The following is a 26073-nucleotide window of genomic DNA, read 5'->3' as shown; positions in this document are numbered from 1 at the left end:
CGCAATCGTCCATAAATCCCAGAGAAAATCCATTCGGTTTTAAGAGGTAAAGGTTCGCGCCTGCGACACGGTGAAATTGCGGCAATTGCAATATTTTCTGCAATGCAGCATTGAAATCACTGTTTATTTTGCTTTGCGGCGCAAAAAAATACTATGCGAATCCCGTGCTTTTTCATGCGTTTAACTTTTCGCACCCGAAGCGAGGGAGCCGAAGCTCCGGCCTTGCGACGGAATAGCGCAGTTTTGCCGCGACATTGTGCCCTGTCCCCTTGCCAAGACTGGACATAATTTGCGATCAAGCTTAGAACGCAGCGGGTTACGGAGGAATCTATGGCGGAATTATGATCGCGATGATTCGCCGTTAGTGAGGGGGTACCGCGGTTTCTGCCGTGGTTTTGCGGAAGAGGATGTGCAGCCTTGAGCGAGCATAGTACGACAAGTGAGTCCACCGGCGAGCCGACTCGTCGCGATTTCCTTTATTTGACGACAGGTATGGCCGGCGCGGTGGGCGCAGTTGCTGTCGCGTGGCCTTTTATCGACCAGATGCGGCCCGATGCATCGACGCTTGCCCTTGCTTCCATCGAGGTCGATATCTCCAGCCTTGAACCTGGCATGTCGCTGACGGTGAAATGGCGCGGCAAGCCGGTCTTCATCCGGAATCGCACGCAAAAGGAAATCGACGATGCCAAGGGCACGCAGCTCTCGGATCTGAAGGATCCGATCGCCCGCAATGCCAATCTTCCGGCTGATACGCAGGCAACCGATCTCGCCCGCTCTGCAGGCGACGGCAAGGAAAACTGGCTCGTGATGATCGGCGTCTGCACGCATCTGGGCTGCATACCGCTCGGTCAGGCGGGGGAATATGGCGGGTGGTTCTGTCCCTGCCACGGTTCGGTCTATGACACTGCCGGTCGCATTCGCCATGGGCCTGCGCCGCAGAACCTCTTCATACCGCAATATGCGTTCACGTCGGAAAAGAAGATCAAGGTCGGTTGAGGGGGAGCTGAATCATGAGTGGTCATTCGTCTTACGAGCCATCGACGGGGCTCGAAAAATGGGTCGACGCGCGGCTTCCGCTGCCGCGTATGGTCTATGATAGTTTCATTGCATATCCGGTTCCTCGCAACCTGAACTATGCCTATACGTTCGGCGCCATGCTGGCGGTCATGCTGGTTCTGCAGATCCTGACCGGTGTCGTGCTGGCCATGCATTATGCGGCCAATACGGCGATCGCCTTCAATTCGGTCGAAAAGATCGTTCGCGACGTCAATCACGGCTGGCTGCTGCGCTACATGCATGCCAACGGCGCGTCTTTCTTCTTCGTCGCCGTTTATCTGCATATCGCCCGCGGGCTTTACTACGGCTCGTACAAGGCCCCGCGCGAAATCCTCTGGATCCTCGGCGTGATCATCTACCTCCTGATGATGGCGACCGCCTTCATGGGCTACGTTCTGCCCTGGGGCCAGATGTCCTTCTGGGGTGCGACCGTCATCACCGGCTTCTTCTCGGCCTTCCCATGGGTCGGCGACTGGATACAGACCTTCCTGCTCGGCGGTTTCGCCGTCGACGATCCGACGCTCAACCGTTTCTTCTCGCTGCACTACCTGCTGCCGTTCATGATCGCGGGTGTCGTTATCCTGCACATCTGGGCGCTGCATGTGACCGGCCAGACGAACCCGACGGGCGTCGAGGTCAAGCTGAAGACGGATACCGTGGCCTTCACGCCCTATGCGACGCTGAAGGATGCGCTCGGCGTTTCCATTTTCCTGCTGGTATTCGCCTATTTCGTCTTCTACCTGCCGAACTTCCTCGGCCACGCCGACAACTACATCGCGGCCAATCCGCTGAAGACGCCGGCCCACATCGTTCCGGAATGGTACTTCCTGCCGTTTTACGCGATGCTGCGCTCGATCACCTTCAACATCGGGCCGATCGATTCCAAGCTTGGCGGCGTTCTGACGATGTTCGGCGCGATCATCGTGCTGTTCTTCCTGCCGTGGCTCGATACGTCGAAGGTCCGTTCGGCGGTTTATCGCCCGTGGTACAAGCTGTTCTTCTGGCTGTTCGTTGCCGACGCCGTCCTGCTCGGCTGGCTGGGCTCGCAGCCCGCGGAAGGCATCTACACCACGGCTGCGCAGTTCGCGACGCTGTTCTACTTCCTGTTCTTCCTCGTCATCATGCCGGTGCTCGGCATCGTCGAGACACCGAGGCGCATTCCAAATTCGATTACGGAAGCGGTTCTTGAAAAACAGGGCGGTAAAGCTGCCGCTCCGGTTCAAGCATAACCGGCGATAGAGGAAGAAAACGATGAAAAAACTTGTTGTCGGCCTTCTGTCGCTTGCGCTCATCGGCGGTCTCTCGACTGTCGCCGTCATTGCCGCGGAAACGAAGCCTGCCGCAGAGAGCGAAACGCCGCACTATCCGCTGAAGGAGCCGCGCGAGCAGCATTGGTCCTTCTCCGGCCCGTTCGGCTATTATGACAAGGCTCAGCTGCAGCGCGGCCTCAAGGTCTATACGGAAGTCTGTTCCGCCTGCCACTCGATGAAGCTGGTGGCGTATCGCACGCTGGAAGACCTCGGCTATACGGAAGCCCAGGTAAAGGCTTTTGCCGCCAATTACGAAGTGCAGGACGGACCGAACCCCCAGGGTGAGATGTTCACCCGCAAGGCGCTTCCGTCGGATCATTTCAACTCGCCGTTCCCGAACGACGAAGCCGCGGCAGCCTCGAATAACGGGGCGGTGCCGCCGGACATGTCGCTGCTTGCCAAGGCGCGCGAAATCGAGCGCGGCTTCCCGCAGTTCATCTTCGATATCTTCACGCAGTATCAGGAAGGCGGTCCGGATTACATCTACTCGCTGCTGACCGGCTACGAAGACCCGCCGGCCGGCTTCACGGTGCCGCAGAACTCGCATTACAATCCTTATTTTGATGCGGCTGCGACCTTTGCGATGCCGAAACCGCTCTCCGACGGCCAGGTGACCTATGACGACGGCTCGCCGCAGACTGTCGATCAATATGCGCGCGACGTGGCCGCGTTCCTGATGTGGACCTCCGAACCGCATCTGGAGGATCGCAAGCACCTCGGCTTCATGGTCATGGTGTTCCTGCTGATCTTCTCTATCCTGATCTATCTCACCAAGCGTTCCGTTTATGCCAAGGCCGGCGCTCACTGAGCAGTGCAACGATTAAGCGAAAAGGCGGCCTTTCGAGGCCGCCTTTTTTGTTGGTATAGCGCCCTGGTCTTGGTAGGGTGCGGCCGGCCCCATCATAGCCTGAGAGTACAGATTTCATGAACACTATCGCTTCGGAGCTCGCCGCCAGCATCCGTTCCATTCCGGACTATCCCAAGCCCGGGATCATCTTCCGCGACATCACGACGATGCTGGGCGACGCCAGGGCGTTTCGTCGCGCCATCGATGCGCTGGTGCAGCCTTATGCCGGCACCAAGATCGACAAGGTCGCGGGAATGGAAGCGCGCGGCTTCATTCTGGGGGGAGCGGTGGCGCATCAACTGTCGTCAGGTTTCGTGCCGATCCGCAAGAAGGGCAAACTCCCGCACGATATCGTTCGCATCGCCTATAGCCTGGAATACGGCGTCGACGAGATGGAAATGCATCGCGATGCCGTCAATCCCGGTGAAAGGGTTATCCTCGTGGACGATCTGATCGCAACAGGCGGCACCGCCGTCGGTGCGACGAAGCTTCTGCGCCAGATCGGCGCCGAAGTCGTGGCGGCATGCTTCGTCATCGACCTGCCGGACCTCGGCGGCCGCAAGAAGCTCGAAGAGCTTGACGTACCGGTTCATACGCTCGTGGAATTTGCCGGTCACTGATCGATTTCAGAAGGTCGGCGGAGCCGTCGGGGACGGCTCCCCGGGTCGCTATTCAAAGGCCAGCACGGTGCTTTCGAAGCGCAAGGCCGGCGCGCCGTGCTGGTTCGTTCCGTCGCAGGCGAGCGTATAGAGCGTCCGGCCGGGGCGCGAGGCCAGCGGACGGCTGCCGAGAATGGCGACGCCATAGGTGATGGTGTCGCCGGCAAAGACCGGCCGCAGCCATTGCAGGTTCCTGAAACCCGGCGAGGGGCCGAGGTTGGGCGGTGTCTTGCCCTCGGCGATCAGCCGCGCCGTCTCGGACTTCCAGTAGTCCACGAAACTGCGCATCCACATCGAGCAGCTGTGCCAGCCCGAGGCGCAGAGCCCGCCGAACAGCGATTGCTTGGCCGCTTCCGCATCCATGTGGAAGACCTGAGGATCGAAGCGCGATGCGAAATGGATGATGTTTTCCGGCGTGAAAGTGTGGCTGCCGATCTCGACGCGCTCGCCGATGGCATAGAGTTCGCTCATCTTCATGCCGATACCTCCGCGCCGGCGCGCAACCGGATCATCGTGGCGTTTTCCCCGAGGCAAACGAGCTCGCCGCGCTGGTTCTCGATTTCATGGCGGAACTTGACGATGCCGATGCCCGGACGGGAGCGCATGGGGCGGGCCTCGATCACGATGGATCGGCCGGACAGGGTATCCCCGGCCAGAACGGGCCTCTTCCACTCCATGAAGTCGATGCCGGGAGCGCCTTGCGCATCGGTGGCAAGGAGGTAGGAATCGCACATCATGCGCATGAACATAGACGAGGTGTGCCAGCCGGAAGCGGCGAGGCCGCCGAGGATGCTGGCGTGGCCCGCTTCCTCGTCCAGATGCATCGGCTGCGGATCGAATTCGCTGGCAAACTCGATGATTTCCGCCGCCGTCACATGTTTGGGGCCGAGCGGAAATTCGCGCCCCGGTTGGAAGTCTTCATAGACGAGTTTCGTCATATCCTCTGTCGTCCTCCACATCTTGCCCATGGGCAATCGCATGGGCCGTGGTGGTGGTGCAAGTATTTTCATCGGCGCGGATCGCGGCGGGAGGCGATTGCATGGCGAGGTCCGGCAGCCCTTGATTGTGGCGCGGCAATATGGTGAGGCTAGGCAGTGGCGAGATGAAACGAGAGCGGGAATGAGCGAACTCAAAGTCGCACTGGAAGAAGCGGTCGGCGAGGGGATTATCTCCTCAGGACAGGCCGAGCGGTTGCTGCCCTACCTGACGGCGAAGAACATCGGTGCGCTATCGGCGGGGCTGGGTTTCTCAGAGCCTCCTTCGCCTGATGATTCCAACCCGCTGGAAGATACGGAGGCGCCGCGTTTCGTACGCGGCTTCCACGACGTACTCATCACCATCGGTATCGTCGTTCTGCTCATCGGGTTATGGGGGCTGGCGAACCGCTACGTATCGCTGCTGGCAATCGTCGTCCTGGCCGAAATTCTGGTGCGCCGCCAAAGGCTGGCGCTTCCGGCCGTCGTTTTGACCGTTGCGCTCGTGTTCTGGCTTTTCCATACGGCGATAAGTTATGTCGGCTCGACGCCGGCACTGGTCGATAATTTCACCATCGCCGCGGTTGTGGTCGCGGTGCCGTTCCCGCCGTTGCTGGCCTTGTTCTATTGGCGCTATCGTGTGCCGTTGGCGCTGGCGCTTTTTCTGTTTTCCCTGTTCGGGCTGTTCCTTGCCGCGGTCTTCTATGTCGCAGGCACGGTGACGGGGTCTTCGAATGTGCCGGTGGACTATCCGATCCAGACGCTCATGATTTTGCTGGTGACTGCGCTCGGCAGTTTCGCACTGGCGATGCGCTTCGACCTCAGCGACCCGAGCAGGGTCACGCGCCGTTCCGACGTGGCATTCTGGCTGCATCTGGCAACCGCGCCGGCGCTGCTGTATTCGACCGTCCTGCTGGCCCTGCGCCTGGAGCTTGCCAGCGGCGGCACCGTCTTCACCAACCTCACCGACGCCCTTTTCGGCGGTTATATGCAGGCGGTGACGGTTTGGGCGGCGGTGCTGGTCATGATGCTGATCGGGCTTGTGATCGATCGCCGCGCTTTCGTGACCGCCGGGCTCGTGTCGCTCGGGCTCGCGACCGCGGCCATTCTTCGGCACAACAATGCCGGGCTCGACAAGGTCGGCTTCCTTGTTTTGATGATTGTCGGGCTGGTGGTGCTGGTCATCGGCATCGGCTGGGTCGATCTGCGCCGCATCATCGTGCGGCGGTTGCCTGTGGGGATGCAGGCGAGATTGCCGGCGCTCAGATAGAGCTTTTCCGCTTTTCCCCGAACGGCGAAAAACGCTCTATCCTTTTGTTTTACGCAATTCCGGATGGAAAACCGCCATGCACTTTTCCTGGAACTGCACTACGCGCCGGCAGCCGAAAGGCGATCAGGTGTTGAAGCGGAAATGGATGACGTCGCCGTCCTGGACGACATATTCCTTGCCTTCGTCGCGGGCCTTGCCGGCTTCCTTGGCGCCGGTCTCGCCGTTGTAGGCGATGTAGTCGTCATAGGCGATGGTATTGGCGCGGATGAAGCCGCGCTCGAAATCCGAATGGATGACGCCGGCGGCCTGCGGCGCCTTCGTGCCCTGTTCGATCGTCCAGGCGCGCGTTTCCTTCGGACCTACGGTGAAGTAGGTGATGAGGTGCAGGAGCTTGTAGCCGGCGCGGATCAGACGGTCGAGGCCGGCTTCGTCGAGGCCGAGCGCGGAGAGGAATTCCTTTGCCTCCTCATCGGGCAGCTGCGCCACTTCCGCCTCGATGGCGGCGGAGATGATGACGACCTCCGAATTCTGCTCCTTGGCCATGGCGGCGACGGCTGCCGTGTGCTCGTTGCCGGTGGCGGCATCGCCCTCGGCGACATTGCAGACATAGAGCACGGGGTGCGAGGTCAAAAGGTTCAGGCTCTTAAGGATGCGGATTTCCTCGGCATCCAGCTTCGACAGCAGCGTGCGGACCGGCTTGCCATCCTGAAGCAGCTTCAGCGAGGCTTCCATGATCGGCAGCATCGCCATGGATTCCTTTTCCTTGCCGGTGGCGCGCTTGCGCGTCTGCTCCGTGCGGCGCTCGAGGCTTTCAAGATCGGCGAGCATCAGCTCGGTCTCGATCGTCTCGGCATCGGCGACCGGGTTGATGCGGCCCTCGACATGGGTGATGTCGCTGTCTTCGAAGCAGCGCAGCACATGCACGATGGCATCGACCTCGCGAATATTGGCAAGGAACTGGTTGCCCAGGCCTTCACCCTTCGACGCGCCGCGCACGAGACCGGCGATATCGACGAAGGAGATGCGCGTCGGGATCAGTTCCTTCGACTTGGCGATGTCGGCAAGCTTGCGCATGCGCGGATCGGGAACCGCGACTTCGCCCGTGTTCGGCTCGATCGTGCAGAACGGATAGTTCGCCGCCTGCGCCGCCGCCGTCTTGGTCAGCGCATTGAACAGAGTGGACTTGCCGACATTCGGCAGTCCGACGATACCGCATTTGAAACCCATGGCACCTTGTCCATATCTTGAAAATCTTTGCTGTGCCTATGGGGGAAGGGCCGTTGCGGGTCAAGTGTTGCGCAAGCAAAGAGCCGCTTTTCTGCCGAAACGAACGGCCGGGAGAGGGCCCCGCCGCGTTATTCGCCCGCCATCGCCATCCTTGAAGGATGTGGTGCGCTGCACTATAATCTTGTCATCAGCCAAAAGCCCTTTTCCTGTCGTCAACGGTGATGCCGATGAGTGACAATGATGTTGTCCTGAAACCAAAGCCTAAAACGAAGCCGAAGGTCGAAAGGCCGAAGCTCTACAAAATCATTCTCGTGAACGACGATTACACGCCACGGGAATTCGTCATCATGGTGCTGAAGGCCGTTTTCCGCATGAGCGAGGAAGCCGGCTACCGTGTCATGATGACCGCGCACAAGCTTGGAACCTGCGTGGTGATGGTTTGCGCGCGGGATATCGCCGAGACGAAGGCCCAGGAGGCCGTCGATCTTGCCAAGAGCGCCGGCTTCCCGCTGATGTTCACGACCGAGCCGGAAGAATAGGAACGGTCGCCATCGGTCAGGCTGTCGCGGGGCGGCGGATCTGGAAGCCTGTCTTGTCCTGCGTGAACTCGCAATCGGCATAGAAACGCAGCGTTGCCGGGTCCTTCGAGCTGGTCAGCAGCATGACCTTGTAGCAGTTCTTTTCCCAGGCGGCCGCGACAGCCTTTCGCATGACCATGCCGGCAAGGCCGCGTAGGCGGTAATCGGCATGTGTCACGACATTCTCGATCAAGGCGTAGGGCGCGCCACCGCGGGTGAGGTTGGGAATGACGACCAGGGTGGCGGAAGAAATGGCCTGCGGGCCGGCGAAGGCGGCAAAGATCGTCATGCCGGGATGGGCGAGGATTTCCGCAAGGCGGCTTTCCGCAAGCTGAGGTTCCAGCAAGGGGTCTTCGGCATTCAGATGCCGGTAAAGAGCAAGCAGCGTCGCCAGATCCGCATTTTCGACCGGACGGAGTACCATGTCGGCGGTGCTTCCGGCTGCTGCTTGCGTCATGTCAATTGTCCTTCTTGCCGAACATCCTCTTCAGCATCTCCGCCATTGGCCCGGTTTCCGGGATCTTCGGCTGGCTGTGATTGCGCGCCTGATGGATATGCGATTTGGCCGGGGCCTTTTTTTCAGGCTTCGGTGCGTCTTCTTCCGCCTTGCCGCCCAGCGCGAGCGCGATCTTGTTCATCAATTGCGAATCCTCGCCGCGCACCAGCATGTCGGCGTTGTCGGCGAGCGCGTCGAACAATGGTTCGAGCCAGCTCCGGTCCACCTTGGCGAAATCGCCGAGAACGTGATTGTGCACGAGCTCCTTGGCGCCGGGATGACCGATGCCGAGGCGCAGGCGGCGATATTCCTTGCCGCAATGGGCGTCGATAGACTTGATGCCGTTATGGCCGCCGTGACCGCCGCCGGTCTTCAGCCGCGCCTTGCCGGCCGGCAGGTCGAGTTCGTCGTAGATCACCACCAGGTCGGACGGCTGGAGCTTATAGAAGCGCATGGCCTCGCCGATGGCTTCGCCCGAGAGATTCATGAAAGTCTGCGGCTTGATGAGCAGCACCTTCCGGCCGCCGAGCTCGCCTTCGGCAATCTCCGCCTTGAACTTCTTCGCCCATGGCGAAAAGTTGTGGCGGCGATGGATCGCATCCACGGCCATGAAGCCGATATTGTGGCGGTTGCCCTGATATTTGGCGCCCGGATTGCCGAGGCCCGCGATGAGAAGCATGCGCTTCACCCCTTGGAAAATACCGATGCCCTTCACGACAGGGATTTGGCGGCAAAGTCAAGGCGGGAGGCGCTCAGTCGCCAAGGTGCAGGCCGTACTTCAGGAAAATCTGCTTTTGCGTTCCGTCGGCGATGAGCGCATCGAGCGCCGTCTGCATCTTGTTCAGAAGGCCGGCGGGGAAATCTTTCTGGCAGGCGATGCCCATGGGTTGCTGGGAAAGCACGGTCACTTTCTCCACGGGATTACCGTCCTTCTTCAGCCTGTCGAAATAGAATTCCGAGATCGGCATCAAATCGATGCGATCGCTCATCAGCTTTTTGAGTGTCGCCCTGAAGTCGCTGCCCACATCGATGCGGGGGAAATCGTTCCGGCGCAATATCGTTTCGGTATAATCCTCCCGCCAGGTGCCGACGAGGTATTTCCTGGCGTCGTCGATGGTCGAGGCGGCAACCATCGAGTCGCTATGTTTGATGAGAATGCTGCGATCGATGAGCAGCGGCTGCACCCATTTGAACAGCGCATCGCGTCGCTCGTCGTGCGCCGTGGCGAAGACGCAGGTCATGGGTTCCGTCAATGCCTGGGTATAGGCCCGGGCCCAGGGCATGATGGTGATCGTATAGTCGACCCCGATGTCGGCCATCACCTTGCGTATCTGGTCGGTGATTGCTCCGACGGCCGTCTTGCCGTCGCGATAATTGAAGGGCGGATATTCCTCGGTGGTGAAGTGGACGGTATCGGCAAGGGCCGGAGAGAGAAGAAAGAGCGAAAACAGGCTGGTTGCGATTGCGAGCAACGGCTTTCGCATGCGGGTCCTCATTCGCTATGACGCCTGCGCTATGGGGGAGGGGTGGTCCTGCTGCAGGCCGGTCAGCGTCTGCAGCAGATTGTCCGGATGCAGCGGTCGATAGAACAGGTAGCCTTGGCCATAGTCGATGCCCATGGTGCGCAGGGTGGCGCATTCCTCTTCGGTCTCCACGCCTTCCGCTATGACCGTGCAGCTCATCTTGTGCGACAAAGTGGTGATGCTTTCGACCAGCATGCGGCTCTTGGCACTGACGTCGGAGGCGGTATCGTTGATCGCGCGGATGAAGGACTGATCGATCTTGATGATGTCGACCGGGAAGCGGTTGATGTAGCTCAGCGACGAATAGCCGGTGCCGAAATCGTCGAGCGCGATGCGGCAACCATAGCGGCAGATCTCGTTGATGACCATGCGCGTTTCCGGATTGTCGTCCATCAGCACGGCTTCGGTGATTTCGACCACGATGCGCCGTGGAGAAATATCGTGGTGCGAAAGCACGGCCGCGATGCGCATCGGCAGATCCGGCTCGAATTGCAGCGGCGAGAAATTGATGGCGAGATACGTGTCCTGCATGCCGTCGAGACGCGACATGCGCGCGAAGCTGGCGATCGCCTTTTCCATGATACGGTTGCCGATGCGCACGATGGAGCCCGTCTCTTCCGCGACGTCGATGATGCGGGCGGGGGGAAGGACGCCCTTCTGCGGATGATGCAGGCGCATGAGCGCCTCGAAGCCGGCGATCGAGCGGTCATCCATATTCACGACGGGTTGCAGATGGGCCTCGAACCAGTCCTCGCTGAGGCCCGTTTCGATGTGGTTCTCCAATTCGGCACGGCGGCGGGAGTCGTCCAGCATGCCGTTATCAAAGATCCGGGCGCCGTTCTTGCCATCGCGCTTCCTGGCATACATGGCGATATCGGATTTCAGCAGCAGTTCAGCCGCGTTGGCGGCATGCCGAGGATAGACGGCGATGCCGATGCTGGCGCTGAGACGGGCATCGCCCTCGAACGGCGTTTCGAAGAGCTCGGCGATACGGGCAGCCATGTCCATGGCCCTCGCCTCTGCGTCTTCCGCCAACAGCAGGATCGCGAATTCGTCGCCGCCGAGGCGCGCAGCGATGTCGCCCGACTTCAGGCACTTCTGCAACCGGGATACCAGCTCGCGCAGGGCGGCGTCGCCGGCGGCATGTCCCATATTGTCGTTGATCCACTTGAAGCGGTCGAGATCGATGAAGAGGCAGGCAAGCTCGCGTCTGCGCAGATCGGCTTCGTTGATCTTGGCGTCCAGTGCCGTCTCGAAGCCCTGGCGGTTGAGGAGCCCTGTCAGGTGATCGGTGATTGCCTGGCGCAAGTTGCGGTCTTCGGACTGCTTGAGTTCGGTGACGTCGGTCATTACCGAAAGCGACGGACCGTCCTGGATCGCGGTCGTCTCGAGGATCAGGATGTCCATGACGCGTCCGTCCTTGCAAAGGAATTTCACGGTCACGGCGAGACGCGCGGCGCTGCCGCGATTGCCGGTCTTGCGCTCGACATAGCAGGCTCGCGACTCCGGCAGGACGAGGCTTGCGAACTCCCGGCCGATCACCTCGGAGCGATCATAGCCCGTGGCGGCAAGCCAATAATCGCTGACGGCGGCGATGCAATCGTCCTTATCGAGGGAAAAAAGCATGGCGGGCGTCAGATTGTAGGTATCGGTCGCCCGGCGATGTGCAAGCTTCAGTTCGTTTTCCTCGCGCTGGAGCTTGCTCTGCATATCGTTGAAGCTGCTGGCAAGCCGTCCCATTTCGTCGTTCGACTGCCAGTCGACATGGTGGCGCGAGCCCAGCCGCCGCGTGGCTTCGATGGCATGCGTCAGCCGCATCAACGGCTGGATCACGAAGATGCGGTTGCCGATCAACGCCGCGCCGAAGACCGTCAGCACGGCAAAGATGAAGATGGAGATGAAGACGATCTCCTCGTTCTTCAGGCCGTCGAAGAGACCGAGCTGGGGATAGTAGACCGTAATGTTGCCAAGCGTTTTGGCGCCGTCCACGCCATTGTAGACGATCGGCCGGGAAATGGACTCCAGACTGCCCTTGTAGGATCTCGGGATGGTCGATTGCGTGACGTCCAGCTGACCGGAAAGGTCACGGACATTGACCCTGACGACCGCGCCCTCGGCAACCGTCGTCGCGCTGATCTGGGTGACGCTGTCCTCGTCCAGATCCCATAAGGGTTTCGCCAGTGCCTGTGCATTGGCGACGAGCAGAACGGTTATGTGATCCTTGATTTCCTTTTCGGCGCGTTCGGACGACAGGAAAAGGAAAAGGATGAAGAGCGGCGCTACGAAAACCAGCAGCGCACCGCAGACGATCGCGAAAAACCTGTTTTCGACCGAATGGCTCATTATCCTGTCAGCTCCCCAGTCACAGGCTAACGGATATGGGGGCGCCGTTTCCTACAACTCTTTCGCGCAGGTTTTCATGAATCTGTTAAATGTTGCTGAAATTCTGGGGTTAATGGAAATCAATCAAAGTATAGATTCGAAGTGGTTTTTATTTTTACTTTCTCTAATATTTCTCGCATGACGTGAAAAAACCCGCCGTCCCCGAAGGGAGGCGGGTTCGAATGCTTCATGCGGAAGAAACCGATCAGGCGCTGGCTTCTTCGCCGCCTTCTGCTTCTTCTGAAAGGCCGGCTGCCGGAGCAACGATCGTTGCGATCGTGAAGTCACGGTCGGCGATGACCGGAGTGACGTTCTTCGGCAGCTTGACGGCCGAGATGTGAACGCTGTCGCCGCTCTTCAGGCCGGTCAGGTCGACGGTGAAGAATTCCGGGATGGCATCGGCCGGGCAATGAACTTCGACTTCGTGACGAACGATGTTCAGCACGCCGCCAGCCTTGAGGCCCGGGGACTTTTCATGGTTCTCGAAGTGCACCGGAATTTCGACGGTGACTGCGGTGTTGCCGGAAACGCGCAGGAAGTCGACGTGGACCGTGAAGTCACGGACCGGGTCGAGCTGGTAGTCCTTCGGCAGAACCTTGATCTTCTTGCCGCCGACGTCGATCGTTGCGATCGTCGTGAGGAAGCCGCCGGCGTGGATGCGCTTCGTCACCTCATTGGTGTTGATAGCGATGGAAATGGGGGCCTGCTTGTCACCATAGATGACAGCAGGGATCAAACCGTTGCGGCGAAGTTCACGGGCGGACCCCTTACCAACCCGTTCGCGCGCCTCGGCCTTGAGCTCGTAGCTTTCGTGGCTCATGGCTATTCCTTTCGAGGTTATTTGGAGAGTTCATCCGGTCGACCATCCGTCGCGACGGCTGAACTGGAGGAGGGCGTGCCCTGCCTCATCCGCGTTGCCTCCAAGGGTGTCTACGCGGACGCGTGGCGTATAGTACAAAGCGGCCCAAGGTGCAAGCACCCACGGAATCAGACGCGTTGTGATGACAATGCAACTACAGCGAACAAGCCTGCGATGCCATGTCTATCAACAGCTTGACATATATCCTCGGCCCATCAACAGTCGACTCCAATCGATCAGCGTCAGAAGGAGAGATCGGGCATGCGCTCCAGGATTATCGCCGCCGCGGTTTTTTCCATGGGTCTTGCCGGCGCGTCGCAGGCAGCTGACATCACTGAGCAAGGCGCCAGGGAACTCCACGATATTCTGACCCATTCGCTTTCGCACGATCTAGCCCACAGCGATTTCGTGACCGTCAAGCCGACGGGCGACCAGTATGAGATCACCTACGATCTCGCCAAGTTTTTCGACAAGATCAATTCCAGCGGGTTTTCGGTGACGGGCTTCAAGCCGCTCACTCTCTTCGCGCAGCCGGTGGAGCAGGAAAAGTGGCATCTGACGGGCGACAACAGCCTCGATATCGCCGTGCATTCGCCCACCTCCGATATTGGCTATTCGATCGCCTCCAGTTCTTTCGACGGCATTTTCGATCCGGCTATCGAAATGATGCGGTCGATGGGCATCAAGAGCAGCGGCGTGAAATTCTCCAGCGCCGGCAGCGGCCCGAAGAGCGGGCGGAAGATCGATGCAACGATCGACAGCGCCTCTTTTGCCCATAGGATCACCGACAGCAGCGAGGCGGGCAAGGTCGATCTGCAGTTGCAGGGTACGCTGCAAGGCCTGAGCGAGCAAGTTACCGTGCGGCCGGATGCTTCGCCCATCACCTTCCGCGCCGACAGCGTCGATACGAATGTGACGGCGACCAGCTTGCCGGTGAAGGAACTGCGGGAGCTCATTCGTTTCTTCGTTCAGCACGTCAAGGCCAAGCAGCTTTCGCAAAGCGGCAGCGAGAAGTTCGAGCAGCTGGTGCATCGTGCGCTGCCGGTTTTCGGGTCGCTCGGCAAGACAGTGACCCTGAACAATGCCTCTTTGGGCACGGACAAGGGGAAGGTCGGTATCAAGCGCATCGATTACAGCTTCAAGATGGATGGGCTGACCAAGGCGTCCAACGTCAATCTGGAGCTGCGGGCGGAGCAGTTCACGCCCGATGCCGATCTCGTTCCGGCTGCCTATTCGGCCTTCCTGCCGTCGGCGCTGGACGTGCAGCTTGGCGTGCCCAACATCAATTTCGCCGGCCTCATCGACACCGCGCTCGATTCGATTGCCGCGCGGGCAACGCCGGTTTCCGGCGAGGCTTTGAAGCGGACGATGTTTCCGAGCGGTTACGGAACGCTGGAATTCCCGAAGATCAGCGCCGTCTCGGGCGTTTACGATGTGGAGGTTTCCGGCGAGCTGAAGGGCTCGACGAAGCCGCATTCCGGCCTTTCGCTGCAGGCAACGATCCTGGCGCGCGATTTCGACAAGACGGTCGCCGCCATTCAGGAGGCCGCCAAGTCGGAGCCGCGATTGAACAACGTTTCCTTTGGCCTGCTGGCTGCCAAGGGTTTTGCCAAGACCGATCCCGACGGTCGCCTGCGCTGGGACATCACGATGGATGAAGACCGGACGGTGACGGTCAACGGACAAGTGATGAAGAAGCCTTGAGTTTCGGGGGCAAGCCCATGTATCAGGGCGAGGATAAAGTTCCATTCGAGAGGCCGGTTCGGCTTTTCCGAATTTCCACATTTCTTTTCCATTATATTTGGGGGTGAATTATGCGTTTCAAAGCGGTTGCTGCAGCAGCTGTCGTTGCTGCCGGCGTGGTCGGCAGTGCGCAGGCGGCAGACGTCAGCGAGCAGGGTGCCAAGGATCTGTACGGCAACCTGACCTATTTTCTGCCTGACGATATCGCCAAGAGCGGTGCAATCTCGGTCAAGCCGGCCAGCGGGCATTACGAGGTCACCTACGACCTGCAGAAGCTGCTCGACAAGATGAATGTCACCGAGTTCGCCATCAGCGGGCTCAAGCCGTTGACGATGCTGGCGACGCCGCTCGATAGCGGCCTCTGGGATATCGAGGGCAACAATGCGTTCGATATCACGGCAAATTCCAAGCCGGGCGAGGGGCCTGCCACTGAGTTCCGCTACGCTCTGGCTTCCTCGACCGCCAAAGGTGTTTTCGATCCCGCGCTTCATTATCTGCGTTCGATGGATATGAAGGGGCAGGGGATCACCATCGCCACCAAGACGACCGACGAAAACAATGGCGTTCAGAAGAACGACATCACCGCCGACGGCATCGGCTACACGCTGTCATCAGCCGACAGCGGCGAGCCCGGCAGGCTCGACGTCAAGATGAACGGCAGCTTGCAGTCGCTGTACGACAAGATCTCGTCCGACGATGCCACGCTTGCCGAAATCAAGGTTGGTGCGATCGATTTCAACATGGGCGCAACGAAGCTGCCCCTGAAGGCGATGAATTCGCTGCTGCAGTTCGTCTCCGAACACAAGGATGAGAAGACCCTTTCGGATGAAAACAGCAAGGCGCTGAAGGCCCTGTTGATGGGCGCCATGCCGATCGTCGGTTCGTTCGACGAGTCCATCGCCGTCAAGGATATCGCGGTGACGACGCCGTTCGGCAATGGCGGTCTGCAGAAGATGGGCTATTCCTTCAAGGTCGCAGGCCCCACCAACGCCATGAATGCCGATTTCGGACTGAATGCCGAAAAGCTCACTCTGGCCACGGGACTGGTGCCGCAGGACTATATCGCCTTCATTCCCGACACGGCCGATATCCAGGTGCAGGTGCCGAACCTGAACTTCTCCGCCATGATGGATGTCCTGAAGGAGACCGACTTCAAGAAGCCGGACAGCAACACGGTCGTAGACGCGAAACTGCAGCAGGCCATGTTCCCCGACGGCACTGTGACCATCAATTTCCCCAGGATCAGCGCCGCCTCGGGGCTCTACGATGTCGAAGCGTCCGGCAGCATGCGCGGCTGGCTGAACGAAAAGGATCGTGTCTCCATGAAGATGACGGTTCTTGCCCGCGATCTCGACAAGACGATCGCAGCCATCCAGGAAGCTGCCAAGACGAAGACCGATCTCTCTCAGCTCTCCTTCGGCTTGATGATGGCCAAGGGCTTTGCCAAGACGGATGCCGATGGACGTTCGCGCTGGGATATCGATCTTTCCGACGACGGTCATGTTTCGGTCAACGGCCAGGTCATGAAGTAAGCCGCTCCGAAGCCAGAATGCGACCATGTTTGTCCTGAAGCCGCTGGGCCAGCGCTCGATCTCTCTGCTATGGGCCGGCCAGGTGCTGGCGGCTACAGGCTCCGAATTCTACATGGTCGCAGTCGTCTGGATTGCGGCGGATTTCATCGGCAGCGATGCGGGATATGTCTCCGCGCTGCAATCCGGGGCGTTGCTGTTCGGCAGCCTTTTCGGCGGCATCGTCACCGATCGCTGGCGGCACAGCGTCACCATGATCGCGGCCGATCTCGTACGCGCGGCGCTGCTGCTGATGCTGTCGCTTGCCGGCCTCCTGCATCTGATGAGCCTGCCCCTGCTGATGACGCTTGCCGGATGCATCGCATTGCTCACATCCGCATTCGACCCATCGCTGCAGGCAACGCTGCCGGCGATCGCCGTCGACCCCGAGGTCCGGCACGCCACCAACGGCCTGTTCGATGCGACCCGCCGCATGGCGCGCATTCTCGGACCGAGCCTGATCGCGCTTGTGAACGGGTTTCTGCCGAAGTCGCAATTCTTTACCGTCACGGCGGCGACTTTCCTGCTTTCGGCGCTCGCCGTCTGGCTGGCGGTGGCAAAGCTTCCCGCAGCGCCGCGACGGCGTGATTTTTCAGGAATGGCCGCCGTCCTGGATGGCGTTCTTGGTGGCTGGCGCGCGGCGCGGGGGCACGCGGCGATCCTCTACGGCATGTTTACCAATCTGATGGGAAACATCGCCTGGGCGATGGGAATCCTGCTCGGGATGATCCTGCACCTGCGCGAAACCAGTGCCGATCCGCTGACCGACTACAGCCTGATGATGACGGCCTATGGCGTCGGCAACCTGACGACCAATCTGATCCTCAGCAGCGTCAAGCCGCGCCGGCCGGTCGTGTGGATTATCGCGGCGAAACTCATTTTCGGATCGGGGGTTTTCCTGCTGCCGCTGATGCATGACCGGATATGGCTGATGATCGTGGCATGCTTTGCGGCAATCAACGGTCCCTTCGAAAATCTCGCGATGCTGCATCTGATGCAGACGCGCAGCGAGCCGCATCGTCTGGCGCAGGTCTACCGTCTGCTGATGTGTGCGATCTTCACCGGCCTGCTCGTAGCCTACCTGATGTCGCCAAGCCTGTTTGCATGGTTCGGCATAGGCCCTTCGATCATGGGAGCGGGCGTCGCCGTCGTCATCTCGGGGCTGATCGGAATCGGTTTGCTGGCATGGAAGCGCGCGCATCCTGCCGGAGCAAAGGTCGCCTGACGCCGTTCGGCCTTAGTCGAACAGGCTGGAGACCGATTCTTCCTGGCTGGTGCGGTTGATGGCTTCGCCGATAAGGCTTGCCGTCGTGATGACGCGGATATTGGGTGCGGATTGCACCGCCGTCGTCGGCTGGATGGAATCGGTAATCACCAGTTCCTTCAGCTTCGAATTCGCAACGCGGGTCACGGCACCGCCGGAAAGCACGCCATGCGTGATATAGGCGGTAACGCTTGCTGCGCCTCGTGCGAGGAGGGCATCCGCGGCATTGCAGAGCGTGCCGCCGGAATCGACGATATCGTCGATCAGGATGCAATCCTTGCCGGCCACTTCGCCGATGATGTTCATCACTTCGGATTCACCCGGGCGATCACGGCGTTTGTCCACGATCGCCAGCAGACAGTCGAGGCGTTTGGCGAGCGCGCGGGCGCGCACGACACCGCCGACATCGGGGGAGACGACCATGACATTGCCGATATCGTAATTCGCCTTGATATCGCGCGTCAGGATCGGCAGCGCATAGAGATTGTCAGTGGGGATATCGAAGAAGCCTTGGATCTGGCCGGCATGGAGATCGAGCGTCAAAACGCGGTCGGCGCCAGCCTCGGTGATGAGGTTGGCCACCAGCTTCGCCGAGATCGGCGTGCGCCCAGAGGCGCGGCGATCTTGGCGGGCGTAGCCGAAATATGGAAGGACCGCCGTGATGCGCCGCGCCGAAGAGCGCCGCATGGCATCGATCATGATCAACAGTTCCATGAGATGATCATTGGCCGGGAACGCAGTCGGCTGGACGACGAAGACGTCCTCGCCGCGCACGTTTTCCTGGATTTCAACGAAGATTTCCTGGTCCGCGAAGCGCCTGACACTGGCCTTGCCCAAGGGAACGTTGAGATAATTGCAGATCGCTTCGGCGAGATGCCGGTTCGAATTGCCTGCGAAAACCTTCATTGTGGCCCGCCTGTTACCAACCTGATAGCCGCGCTTTTAACCGCCTCGCTCTCGAATGCAAGGGGTAGACGCACGTTCGCTTTCATATTTCTGAAAAGCTTGTGGCTATCCACCGTTGGTTTCGCGCCAGGAATTGAATTCCGACATGGTTTTGGTGGCAATTTTCTGCATGACGGAAGGCGGAACGGCCGACCACGGATCACCACGCTTCAGCGGCGCGCTTTCCGAGCCCTGGATGCGATGCACGCGGTTGCCGGCCCCGTCAAGCACGTCCCAGACATAGGTCACGGAGATCTGCGGACCGTCCTCGAAAGCGGAGAGATAGCCCTTGAGGATATAGGCGGCACTGGAATCGCTCGAACTCTTGATGGTCAGGCCGAGCGAGCGGGCGTCGGCGCCGAGCTGGCGCGACAGCGGCGTCACGGCGTCGACGGGAGCGCCGATGATCGGCAGGAAGCGGATGCTGTTGCCGCCGGCTGCGGCTGGGGGCGGCAGCGAGGCCTGCTGCTGTTCCGGTTGCCGCTCATCGCCGGCTTGCTGTTGCTGCGGTTGCGGATCGTCCGACAGGCGCCGGTCGGCCTCGCGCTGCTCGTCTGCTTCTGAAAACTGGCTGTCGGTCGGAGCGATGGAGGCGGTGCGCGCTCCGTCGAGCGGGCGGGAAGCGTAGGGGTTGGTGCCGTTCGACCTCAGCGCCGATGCCTGCTCTTCGAGCGTGCCGCCGCCGCCATAGCTTTGCGGCTGATATGCCTGCTGGGAGGTTTGCTGCCGATAGCCGTAGCTTTCCTGCGTGTCCTGATAGACCTGGCGGCGCTGGGGAGCGGCTGCCATGCGTTCGACATCGCCTTGGGTAACGGGGCTCGAACCGGCATCGCCGATGGCCTCGGGCGGAGTCAGGGCGTCCGTGGTATTGCAGGCAGAGAGCGCGAGGCAAAAGCCCGCGACAGTCAACGTTATCCTGACCAGTCCCATCGACGCGATCCTTTCTCCCGACGGTCTCACCATCCAGGATCGCTATCTTACGCCCCTAACGGTTAAGAAATTCGAGAGGATGGCGGGAGAGGGCCTTCGGCGCCTGCGACGTCGTCAGATAGGTTTGTCCGAGGGTCATGGCGGTGCCGCTGTCGGAATCCATGATGATCATGTGCACGAAGAGCGACATGTTCTCCTGAATCTCCTGCGGATTGCCCATATGGAACATCTCGTGCTCCATCCAGGAGGGCGAGAAGCGGGCGCCGAGCGAGTAGCCGCAGGCATTCAGCCGGTGCCGGGCAAGGCCGCGCTCGTCCATGATCCTGGCGTGCATGTCGAAGACGTCGCCGAAAGTGTGCCCGGGCATCAAAATCGTCTCGACCGCCTGAAGGGTTTCCAGGCAGGCGCTGTAGAGTTCGCGGTGGCGATGGCTGGGGCTGCCGATGACGACCGTGCCCATCATGGCGGCGTGATAGTGAGCGTCGACGCCGGCCCATTCGAGCGTCAGCTGATCGCTGGCATCGAGTTTGCGGCGGCCGGATTTGTAGCGGCAGAGCAGCGCTTCGGCCCCGGAGCCGAGAATGAACTCGTTGGCGGGATAGTCGCCGCCGCCGGAAAAGACGGCGCCCTGCATGGCCGCGAGGATATCGGCCTCGTCCGCGCCGGGCTTGACCAGAGACAGCGCGGCATCCAGGGCATCGTCGGCAAGGGCGGCGGCGCGCTCGATATGGACGATTTCGGCGGCGCTCTTGGTCAGCCGCAGGCGGCTTATGACGTAGGAGGCATCGACGATCTGGCCGAAGCTCGCAAGCTGACGATCGAGCAACCGGGCGACGCGGCCCGTCATGCCATGCGTGTCGTATTCGACGCCGATACGGGTGCCGAGAAGGTCGAGATCGGACAAGAGATCCTTGAGATCGAGAGTCGGATCGGCGTTGACGCGATCGACCCAGATACGGATGTCGGTGATGACCGAAGTAAGCTGCGCCTGGCGAAGGTCGGCCGAGCGCGTCAGAAGCGTCAGGGAACCGTCGGCCTTGACGACCAGCGTCTGGAAGAAGCAATAGCCGAACGTATCGTAGCCGGTCAGCCAGTACATGCTCTCCTGCGCGAAGAGCAGCATGGCATCGAGCTTTTCCTCCTGCATCCGCGCCAGCAGTCGGGCCAGCCGGGCATCGAATTCGCTGCGTTCGAAATGCAGGGCCATATCAAGCTGCCTCCCCGATGGCGATGGCGGAAATCTGCCGTCCGTAATCCGGCTCCTTCGCATGCGTCGTGCGGCGGTAGGAGAAGAAACGCTCCGGATCGGGATAGGTGCAGAGGTTCAGGCTTTCGGCCGTCACGCCCGCCTTGCGCAGGCGATCGACCGTCAAGGCCGGCAGATCGAACATGGCGTGGCCGGCTTGCGCCGACGGGGAGAAATATCTCGCATAATCCGGATCGTGAGCGAGAAAGCGCTCGACGAACTCGGGGCCGACTTCATAGCTCGCCTGACTGATCGAGGGGCCGAGGCAGGCGATGATGGCCTCCCGTCTGGCGCCGAGTGCCACCATCGCTTCGATCGTGTTTTCCAGCACGCCGGTCAGCGCACCTTTCCAGCCGGCGTGGGCGGCGCCGATGACGCGGTTTTCCGCATCGGCGAAGAGGATGGGGCCGCAATCGGCGGCGAGCACGCCAAGCGCGAGGCCCGGCGTCGCCGTTACCATCGCGTCCGCCTGGGGCCGGCTGCCGTCGTAATCGGCGCCGATGGTCACGACATCGGGCGAGTGTATCTGATGCACGGTCGCGAGCTGTTCGACGGGCAAGCCGAACCAACCGGCGACGCGACGGCGGTTTTCCTGCACATGTTCACGATCGTCGTTCGAGCCGAGGCCGACGTTCAGCCCGCGATAAAGGCCCTCCGAAACGCCGCCGGCGCGGGTGAAATAGCCATGGCGAATGCCGGCGGCCTCGGCGGCGCTCAGCAGCGTGCTTGCAAGTGGTGTCGGCAACGAGAGTGTCCCTTGATTTCCTGGCTGCTCTGTCGTGCTTGACATAACGCAGCCGCGGCGAAGCAGTTCGATCCTGCCGGGATGTTGGCCCAGCCCAACGCGCGCTGTCAATCCGCAGGACCGGCGGTCAGGCTTCAGCCGACAGGACGAAAGGGCAGGAGGTCGATCGCCGGGCTCGATACGGCCAGCACCTTGAAGAGCTCTCCCATCTTGCCTTCGCCGGCGCCCGCAAGCCGTTCCGCGGCAACGCGAATATTCTCCTGGGTCGCCGCGTCCTGATCCCGGCCGAGCGCCGCCGCGCGCTCCAGCAGGCCGAGCCCGATCAAGAAGTCGCCCTGGTGACAGCAGCCGTTGATATGCGTGCCGGAGGCCAGCGCGGTTTGCGCCAGATCCTGGAAATCGACGTGGCTGGTAAGGTCCGCCTCGCCGGGATGTTGCAGCGGCGGATCGTATTCGTGCATGCGCACGGCCTGCAGCGTGTCGCCGAAGCTGGTCGCCATGTGGCCGTAATCGATCGCAAGCGCCGTGCCGCCATGGGCTGCCAGCCTGTCGCAGATCGTCGTCATGACGGCTTGGCGGGCGGGGGCGATCTCGAAAATCGTGCCTATGGGTGGAAGTCCGCCCTCCGGCAGAAGTGTGGGATCAAGGGTGGCGACGCCTGTCGTAAAGGTCAGCTCGTCATCGACGTCGAGGCCGACCGCACGCTCGCGGAAGCCATTGGCTGTACGAACGAACTGGCGGATGGGAATGGCGTCGAAGAGTTCGTTGGCGGCAAGCAGGGTGAAGCCGGCCGGCACCTCGCCGAAATCCGTATGCCAGGAGATTTTCGCACCATGCGCTTCGAGGGTGTGGCGCTGGAAACCCTGCAGGCGCTCACTGGTTTCGACCAGATGCACCGTCATGGCATCATAGAGCGGCGGGGCCAGCCTGCCGATGACGCGCAGCATGTCCGACATCATCGTGCCGCGGCCGGGGCCGATTTCGACGAGGCGCACATCGGCCGGCGTTTCATGCCGCTGCCAGGCGTGCACCATGAAGACGCCGATCATCTCGCCGAAAAGCTGGCTGACTTCGGGCGCCGTGACGAAATCGCCGGACTGGCCGAAGGGCTCACGCGTCTTGTAATAACCGTGCACCGGATCGGCGAGGCATAGCGAAAAATAATCCGTGATGCTCAACGGCCCGTTTGTGCGGATGATGGCCTTGATTTTTTCCCCGAGCGCCGTCGTCATTCGTTGCTTTCGCTAATGCGCGGTCCAGACAAACTGGGAGCGTCTGTTGGAACGACCGCGCGATATTGAACCCCACCTCAAGCCGTCTGTCTGGCCGCCGCCTGACGGGCGCGGATAACCGCCCAAAGGCCGATGGCAACCATCGGAAGCGACAGCACCATGCCCATCGTCAGCCAGTTCGTGCCAAGGAGATAGCCCAGCTGTTCATCAGGCTGCCGGAAGAATTCGACAAAAATACGCGAGAAAGCATAGCCGATGACAAAAATACCGCTGACGGTGCCTGGTTTCTTCAGCGCCAGCGCCCAGCGGGTGAGGGCAAAGAGAACGAGGAAGAGAATGATGCCTTCGATGCCGGCCTCATAAAGCTGGCTTGGATGCCGGGGATCGGGACCCGCGGGGCATACGCCGTTATGGGCGGCAATCACATGCGGGCTGCAGAAGACCATCGCCCAGGGAACGTCGCTCACCCGGCCCCAGAGCTCGCCGTTGATGAAGTTGGCGATGCGGCCGAAAAAGAGGCCGATCGGAGCGACGGCGGCGACGATGTCGAACAGGCTCCAGACAGGGATCCGGTTGCGCCGTGCGAACAAAAACATGGCGATGGTCGTGCCTATTAATCCGCCATGGAAAGACATGCCGCCATTCCAGACCTGGATGGCGCGGATCGGATTGGCGAGCACCGGATCGAGATCGTAGAACAGGATGTAGCCGATGCGGCCGCCCAGAACGATGCCGAAGGCGACCCAGAGGATGAAGTCGTCCAGATGCTGGCGCGTCATCGGAGCGGTGTCGTTCAGCCAGAGCCTGCCGTTGTCGACCAGCCGCCTGGCATAGAACCAGCCGAGCAGAATGCCCGCCACATAGGCAAGCCCGTACCAATGGATCGAAAGCGGCCCCAGGGAAACGGCGATCGGATCGATATCCGGAAACGGCAGGATGGAGGCTAGATTGGCGGATGTCAGCAAGATCGTCAGGCCCGTTGCAGCATGAGTCCCGAACGTGTCGCGCATTTTCGGGATGGGAGCATGCTATATCCAAATGTGCGCGGAACATGGCGTTCGCCATCGAAACGGTCAAGTCGTTTGTTGCCGCCTGTCTTCTCCCGGGTCGCGTTGTCCCGCCCTATCTCAATTTGCTTGCATCGGCCCCTTGGAAATCCTACCTCAGCACTATCTGGCCCATATCGCTGCCTGACCGTTGAGGGCCGACGGCCGCAAGGAGATTGCTATGAGCACTGGACCGAACCGAATCTTGGATGAATTCGCCAAGCTGATGACCGATGCCGCCGGTGCCGCCCAGGGTGTGCGTCGCGAGATAGAGACTGCTTTCAATGCCCATGCCGAGCGTTGGCTGAACAGCATGGATATCGTCAAGCGCGAGGAATTCGAGGCCGTTCGCGAGATGGCGATCAAGGCGCGCGACGAAAACGACGCGCTGCTTGCGAGAATCGAGGCGCTCGAAGCCAAGCTCGCCGCCAAAGGCGAATAGGCGCGGCCTTTGCCTGCGAACCGGTGCGGCGCCCGCTTGCCGCACCTTTTTCCTCTGAAAATTTCCACCTGCTTTTCCACCTGTGGACATAGGCAAAAAAGCCAATCGCCAGAGTCGGTTATGACTCCCTCCTGAATAGGCGTCAGAAGAGCTTTCCACAGCGCCGTCTCCAAAATCGCCGCTCAGGGGCTGGCATGCCGGGCATGCCATTATACACTGATTTTAAATGATGATTCGAAACGGACTTGGTAAGCCCCGGGCATGGTGGAAGCGTTAGTCTGGCAGCCGTTCAACATCATCCCGAGGATGTTTCCGGAGTAAACTTGTTTGCGTTCTTTCAGTGTCGAACCACGGGAAAACTGCAACCGATCCGGTCAAGAAGGTGCTGCATGAGCCTTATGGAAATGGAAGTCGAACGACAATCGAATCCGGTCGATATGATCGAATTCGTCGCCGCCAATAACGACTGGTCGTTCGAACGGTCCGGCGAGGATGAAATCGCCATGACCGTCGAAGGGCGATGGACCGACTACCACGTCTCCTTCTCCTGGATGGAAGAGTTCGAGGCGCTGCACATAGCCTGCGCCTTCGATGTCAAGGTTCCGGATCCGCGCGCCAACGAAGTGATCAAGCTGCTGTCCTGTATCAACGGGCAGGTGCTGATGGGCCATTTCGATCTGTGGCGCCAGGAAGATGTCGTCATTTTCCGGCAATCCCTGCTGCTGTCCGGCGGGGCCGAACCTACCAACCGTCAGGTGGAGGTGCTGCTTTCCAACGCGCTCGATACCTGCGAAGCCTATTATCAGGCCTTCCAGTTCGTCGTGTGGTCGGGGCTTGACGCAAACCGGGCCATGGAAGCGGTGCTTTTCGAAACAGTGGGCGAAGCGTAAGATGACCGGTGAGCAATCCACAAATGCATTCGCATCCTCCGGGCCTATCGTGTTGATCGGCGCGGGCAATATGGGTGGGGCATTGCTGACGGGATGGCTGAAAAACGGCGTGCCGGGATCGTCGGTCATTGTCGCCGACCCCAACCCGGCCGAGCCCATGCGGAAGATGATCGCGGATGCGGGCGCAAGCCATGTCACCGAAGCCCCGGCCGGGGTGAAGGCCGGCGTGCTTTTCATCGCCGTCAAGCCGCAGGTCCTCGACGCGGTTCTGCCGGCGTTCAAGTCGGTGGTCGGCGAGGGGACGGTCGTCGTCTCCATCGCTGCCGGCAAGACGCTCTCCTCGCTTGAAAAGCATCTGGGAGATTTGGCGATGGTGCGCGCCATGCCCAATACGCCCGCCATGGTCGGACGCGGCGTGACGGGCGCTTTTGCAAATGCGAGAACGAGCGAACGCCAGCGGCAGCTGGTTCAGAACCTGTTGAAGGTGTCCGGCCCGGTCGAATGGGTGCCCGGTGAAGCCGACATCGATGCGGTGACTGCGGTTTCGGGCAGCGGACCCGCCTATGTTTTCTATCTCGTCGAATGCATGGCGGAGGCGGGCCGTAAGCTCGGCCTGCAGGCGGACCTCGCCATGCGGCTCGCACGGGAAACCGTCGCGGGGGCTGGTGAATTGCTGCATCAGTCTCCCGACGACGCTTCGCGTCTGCGTCAGAATGTGACGTCTCCCGGCGGCACGACTGCTGCGGCGCTGGGCGTCCTGATGGCGGAGGACGGCATGCAGCCTCTGTTCGATGCCGCTCTCGAAGCGGCGCGCAAACGGGCGCAGGAACTGGCCGGTTGA

26 protein-coding genes are annotated in these 26073 nt (G+C 60.6%); 12 read left to right on the top strand and 14 right to left on the bottom strand.

All coding sequences use genetic code 11. From position 1 onward, the window contains the following. Positions 1-417 precede the first annotated feature (417 nt). The 4 genes from petA to ACJJVH_RS09715 all read left to right on the top strand — a co-directional run bounded on the left by petA (position 418) and on the right by ACJJVH_RS09715 (position 3833). Positions 418-996 (top strand): ubiquinol-cytochrome c reductase iron-sulfur subunit, encoded by a 579-nt coding sequence (petA, locus tag ACJJVH_RS09730; protein WP_112803803.1) that lies wholly within the window; start codon positions 418-420, stop codon positions 994-996. Between the two features lie 14 nt (positions 997-1010). Continuing rightward, positions 1011-2285, top strand: a complete 1275-nt coding sequence (locus ACJJVH_RS09725; protein WP_112803804.1) for a cytochrome b N-terminal domain-containing protein — start codon at positions 1011-1013, stop codon at positions 2283-2285. A 22-nt stretch (positions 2286-2307) separates the two neighbouring features. After that, positions 2308-3174 (top strand): cytochrome c1, encoded by an 867-nt coding sequence (locus ACJJVH_RS09720; protein ID WP_113369596.1) that lies wholly within the window; start codon positions 2308-2310, stop codon positions 3172-3174. 116 nt (positions 3175-3290) lie between these two features. Then, positions 3291-3833, top strand: a complete 543-nt coding sequence (locus ACJJVH_RS09715; protein WP_112803806.1) for an adenine phosphoribosyltransferase — start codon at positions 3291-3293, stop codon at positions 3831-3833. A 48-nt stretch (positions 3834-3881) separates the two neighbouring features. Here the strand turns inward: ACJJVH_RS09715 and ACJJVH_RS09710 are convergent, their stop codons facing one another. Together ACJJVH_RS09710 and ACJJVH_RS09705 are read right to left on the bottom strand one after the other, a co-directional pair. Beyond that, a complete protein-coding gene (locus tag ACJJVH_RS09710) occupies positions 3882-4349 on the bottom strand; it encodes a MaoC family dehydratase (protein WP_113356559.1) in 468 nt (155 codons plus the stop codon). Continuing rightward, positions 4346-4810, bottom strand: coding sequence for a MaoC family dehydratase (locus ACJJVH_RS09705; protein WP_112803884.1), 465 nt, complete (start codon positions 4808-4810; stop codon positions 4346-4348). The genes ACJJVH_RS09710 and ACJJVH_RS09705 overlap by 4 nt, the downstream gene beginning before the upstream one ends. Before the next feature lie 181 nt (positions 4811-4991). Here ACJJVH_RS09705 and ACJJVH_RS09700 point away from each other — a divergent pair, with 181 nt between their 5' ends. Beyond that, entirely contained in the window at positions 4992-6116 is a 1125-nt protein-coding gene (locus tag ACJJVH_RS09700; protein ID WP_412063808.1) for a hypothetical protein, read from the top strand. Between the two features lie 123 nt (positions 6117-6239). Here the strand turns inward: ACJJVH_RS09700 and ychF are convergent, their stop codons facing one another. After that, positions 6240-7343, bottom strand: coding sequence for a redox-regulated ATPase YchF (ychF, locus tag ACJJVH_RS09695; RefSeq protein ID WP_113385777.1), 1104 nt, complete (start codon positions 7341-7343; stop codon positions 6240-6242). Positions 7344-7570: 227 nt separating this feature from the next. Here ychF and clpS point away from each other — a divergent pair, with 227 nt between their 5' ends. After that, positions 7571-7882, top strand: coding sequence for an ATP-dependent Clp protease adapter ClpS (gene clpS / locus ACJJVH_RS09690; protein WP_041677937.1), 312 nt, complete (start codon positions 7571-7573; stop codon positions 7880-7882). Positions 7883-7898: 16 nt separating this feature from the next. On the opposite strand, the gene ACJJVH_RS09685 is transcribed toward clpS, so the two are convergent. The 5 genes from ACJJVH_RS09685 to ACJJVH_RS09665 form a co-directional block, all read right to left on the bottom strand. Then, positions 7899-8378: a GNAT family N-acetyltransferase gene (locus ACJJVH_RS09685; protein ID WP_412063807.1), complete on the bottom strand. Its 480-nt coding sequence runs from the start codon at positions 8376-8378 to the stop codon at positions 7899-7901. Between the two features lies 1 nt (position 8379). Next, positions 8380-9096, bottom strand: a complete 717-nt coding sequence (gene pth, locus ACJJVH_RS09680) for an aminoacyl-tRNA hydrolase (RefSeq protein WP_412063806.1) — start codon at positions 9094-9096, stop codon at positions 8380-8382. 73 nt (positions 9097-9169) lie between these two features. Continuing rightward, positions 9170-9901 carry a substrate-binding periplasmic protein gene (locus ACJJVH_RS09675; RefSeq protein ID WP_412063805.1) on the bottom strand — a complete coding sequence of 244 codons (732 nt, stop codon included), beginning with the start codon at positions 9899-9901 and terminating at the stop codon, positions 9170-9172. Between the two features lie 15 nt (positions 9902-9916). Further along, a complete protein-coding gene (locus ACJJVH_RS09670) occupies positions 9917-12283 on the bottom strand; it encodes an EAL domain-containing protein (RefSeq protein WP_412063804.1) in 2367 nt (788 codons plus the stop codon). Positions 12284-12527: 244 nt separating this feature from the next. After that, on the bottom strand, positions 12528-13142 hold the full coding sequence (locus tag ACJJVH_RS09665; protein WP_112803813.1) for a 50S ribosomal protein L25/general stress protein Ctc: 615 nt from the start codon (positions 13140-13142) through the stop codon (positions 12528-12530). A 300-nt stretch (positions 13143-13442) separates the two neighbouring features. Between ACJJVH_RS09665 and ACJJVH_RS09660 the strand changes: the two genes are divergently transcribed. From ACJJVH_RS09660 to ACJJVH_RS09650, 3 genes are all read left to right on the top strand, one after another. Continuing rightward, on the top strand, positions 13443-14885 hold the full coding sequence (locus ACJJVH_RS09660) for a hypothetical protein (protein WP_412063803.1): 1443 nt from the start codon (positions 13443-13445) through the stop codon (positions 14883-14885). A 110-nt stretch (positions 14886-14995) separates the two neighbouring features. After that, entirely contained in the window at positions 14996-16456 is a 1461-nt protein-coding gene (locus tag ACJJVH_RS09655) for a hypothetical protein (RefSeq protein WP_412063802.1), read from the top strand. 25 nt (positions 16457-16481) lie between these two features. Continuing rightward, complete coding sequence (locus tag ACJJVH_RS09650) at positions 16482-17717, top strand: MFS transporter (protein WP_412063801.1); 1236 nt, start codon at positions 16482-16484, stop codon at positions 17715-17717. Between the two features lie 12 nt (positions 17718-17729). Here the strand turns inward: ACJJVH_RS09650 and ACJJVH_RS09645 are convergent, their stop codons facing one another. The 6 genes from ACJJVH_RS09645 to lgt all read right to left on the bottom strand — a co-directional run bounded on the left by ACJJVH_RS09645 (position 17730) and on the right by lgt (position 23819). After that, positions 17730-18662, bottom strand: a complete 933-nt coding sequence (locus ACJJVH_RS09645) for a ribose-phosphate pyrophosphokinase (RefSeq protein WP_112803817.1) — start codon at positions 18660-18662, stop codon at positions 17730-17732. 105 nt (positions 18663-18767) lie between these two features. Then, positions 18768-19631 (bottom strand): hypothetical protein, encoded by an 864-nt coding sequence (locus ACJJVH_RS09640; RefSeq protein ID WP_113422049.1) that lies wholly within the window; start codon positions 19629-19631, stop codon positions 18768-18770. A gap of 55 nt (positions 19632-19686) precedes the next feature. Continuing rightward, positions 19687-20838 (bottom strand): M24 family metallopeptidase, encoded by a 1152-nt coding sequence (locus ACJJVH_RS09635; protein ID WP_412063800.1) that lies wholly within the window; start codon positions 20836-20838, stop codon positions 19687-19689. A gap of 1 nt (position 20839) precedes the next feature. Then, entirely contained in the window at positions 20840-21667 is an 828-nt protein-coding gene (gene pgeF / locus ACJJVH_RS09630) for a peptidoglycan editing factor PgeF (RefSeq protein ID WP_412063799.1), read from the bottom strand. 89 nt (positions 21668-21756) lie between these two features. Continuing rightward, a complete protein-coding gene (locus ACJJVH_RS09625) occupies positions 21757-22854 on the bottom strand; it encodes a class I SAM-dependent methyltransferase (protein ID WP_412063798.1) in 1098 nt (365 codons plus the stop codon). A gap of 77 nt (positions 22855-22931) precedes the next feature. Further along, a complete protein-coding gene (gene lgt / locus ACJJVH_RS09620) occupies positions 22932-23819 on the bottom strand; it encodes a prolipoprotein diacylglyceryl transferase (RefSeq protein ID WP_112803887.1) in 888 nt (295 codons plus the stop codon). 262 nt (positions 23820-24081) lie between these two features. Between lgt and ACJJVH_RS09615 the strand changes: the two genes are divergently transcribed. From ACJJVH_RS09615 to proC, 3 genes are all read left to right on the top strand, one after another. Beyond that, positions 24082-24342 (top strand): accessory factor UbiK family protein, encoded by a 261-nt coding sequence (locus ACJJVH_RS09615; RefSeq protein ID WP_112803888.1) that lies wholly within the window; start codon positions 24082-24084, stop codon positions 24340-24342. 389 nt (positions 24343-24731) lie between these two features. Then, positions 24732-25232 (top strand): YbjN domain-containing protein, encoded by a 501-nt coding sequence (locus tag ACJJVH_RS09610; RefSeq protein WP_112803821.1) that lies wholly within the window; start codon positions 24732-24734, stop codon positions 25230-25232. Between the two features lies 1 nt (position 25233). Continuing rightward, positions 25234-26073, top strand: coding sequence for a pyrroline-5-carboxylate reductase (gene proC, locus ACJJVH_RS09605; protein WP_113385785.1), 840 nt, complete (start codon positions 25234-25236; stop codon positions 26071-26073).

Source organism: Rhizobium sp. SYY.PMSO (assembly GCF_046840415.1).
GTDB lineage: Bacteria > Pseudomonadota > Alphaproteobacteria > Rhizobiales > Rhizobiaceae > Rhizobium.
Note: the sequence above shows the minus strand (reverse complement) of the source record. Positions and strands in the feature narration are given on the sequence as shown.